The 1,996-nt window shown below is 61.3% G+C and carries 1 protein-coding gene and 1 pseudogene; both read left to right on the top strand.

Features of this window, described 5'->3' with window-relative positions:
* Positions 1-527 (top strand): annotated as a pseudogene (locus DYS74_RS18340) (IS5 family transposase); the annotation flags it as partial.
* Between the two features lie 112 nt (positions 528-639).
* Positions 640-1,671, top strand: coding sequence for an IS110 family transposase (locus DYS74_RS18335; protein WP_121535058.1), 1,032 nt, complete (start codon positions 640-642; stop codon positions 1,669-1,671).
* The last annotated feature ends 325 nt before the right edge of the window (positions 1,672-1,996 follow it).

Here is a 1,996-nt window from a genome sequence, read left to right as displayed (position 1 = left end):
GATGCGACCTATCTCAAGGCACACCGCACGGCTTCGAGCCTGCGGGTCAAAAAGGGGGGCGATCGCGCCAGATCGGGCGAACCAAAGGCGGGATGAATACCAAGCTGCACGCCGTTGCCGATGCCAAGGGGCGGCCGATCGGGTTCTTCATGTCTGCTGGCCAAGTCAGCGATTATACCGGCGCGGCGGCGCTGCTGGGCAGCCTGCCGAAGGCGGGGTGGCTGCTCGCCGACAGAGGCTATGACGCTGACTGGTTCAGAGAAGCGTTGAAAGACAAGGGGATAAAGGTCTGCATCCCCAGTCGGAAGTCCCGCAAAAAGGCCGTCAAATATGACAAGCGGCGCTACAAACGACGCAACCGCATCGAGATCATGTTCGGTCGTCTCAAGGACTGGCCAATCGTCGGGAAAACAGTCCACTGGACTGTTTTCTGATCCTCCTCATACGTTGCAACCCGATACGACCGGTGCCCGGAAACGTTCTTCTCTGCGATCATGCTCGCCGCAACCGTCTTGTTTTGGCTGTGATACTCAATGAGATGCCGTAACGGGGCCTGCGCCGCGACCCGCTCGTTACCGTTGCAAAATAGAGGGCAAGCTGGCGCCATTCCCGTATCAGATCCAAAGGGAGGACTGCGGGATGAAGCTGTTTGTCGGGCTGGATGTGTCGCTGGAGAAGACCGCGATCTGCGTGATCAGCGAGCATGGGAAGATCGTGAAGGAAGCGCAGGCGGCCAGTGAGCCAGAAGCGCTGTTGCGCTGGATCAGTGATCAAGATGGCACGATAGCTGCCATCGGACTTGAGGCTGGCCCCCTGTCGCAGTGGCTGCATCGCGGTTTGTCAGAGGCTGATCAACCTGTCGTGCTGATGGAAACCCGGCAGGTGAAAGGCGCCTTGAAGGCCATGCCGATCAAGACGGACCGTCGTGACGCTGAAGGTATCGCGCGTCTGTTGCACCTTGGCTGGTTCCGGCCGGTTCACTGCAAATCCGTCTCCGCACAAGAGGTTCGCGCTGTGCTCACCGCTCGCAAGGCGGTGCAGCAAGGGTTCATCACGCTTGAAATGTCCCTGCGCGGGCTACTGCGGAACTTTGGCCTCAAGGTCGGCACTATATCCCGTGGCCTATTCGAACAGCGTATACGCGAACTGGCGGCAGATAATCCGATGCTGATAGCGGCAACCGAACCCATGCTTCGCGCGCGGGCAGCGCTGCGGCGAGAACTGGCAGGCCTTGAACGCCATGTCCGCCAACTTGCCCATGACGATCCGGTCTGTCTGCGCCTCATGTCGATGCCCGGGATTGGCGTGGTCGTGGCACTGACCTACCGATCTGCGATCGATGATCCTGGTCGCTTCACATCCTCGAAGAAGGTCGGGCCGTGGGTCGGCCTGACGCCCTCTCGCAACCAGTCGGGCGAGCGCGATATCTCGGGCGGGATCACCAAGGCGGGCGACGTCAATCTTCGACGCGCGCTGTGCCAGGCTGCCACCGTCATGATGCATCGCGGGCGGGCAACGTGGCTGCGAACCTGGGCGGCGAAACTCGCGCGCCGTCGTGGTGCCAAGCGCGCGATGGTTGCCCTGGCGCGGCGCATCGCCGTGATCCTGCACCGGATGTGGAAAGATGAAACCGACTTCCGCGTCGATGCGCCAGCGGTTCAGGCCGGCTGAAGACACAGATTCCAGACTGCTGTCCGCCTGATCGCGGGCCTTCGAGGTCCCCACGGGACGCGGTTCCGGTGATGCCGTGCTCAGGACTGATGCCGATCATATCGAGCACGCCAATGAGATGGGCACACCGGAATTGCATTGAACCAGCATCATGTTGGCAGCCACCGCGCTGACCACGGACCGAAGCATGCACCCGGGTCGATCTCAGGCGAAGGCTGCCGAACAGGGAAGCAGATCACTTGTTCAAAGAACAAGGCCGCGCGCTCCGGCGGCACATCCCGTATGCCCAAAACCGCTTGACTGGGGCGACCCCGTTACCGAAGTC

The sequence above is a fragment of the Paenirhodobacter hankyongi genome (genome assembly GCF_003664585.1).
Taxonomy (GTDB): domain Bacteria; phylum Pseudomonadota; class Alphaproteobacteria; order Rhodobacterales; family Rhodobacteraceae; genus Rhodobacter; species Rhodobacter hankyongi.
The sequence above is the reverse complement of the archived record's forward strand: the minus strand, read 5'-3'. Positions and strand labels throughout refer to the sequence as shown.

What these genes read in the sequence shown, in the direction of transcription:
- DYS74_RS18335 (WP_121535058.1), top strand. Translation starts at nt 640, where the DNA reads ATGAAGCTGTTTGTCGGGCTGGATGTGTCGCTGGAGAAGACCGCGATC.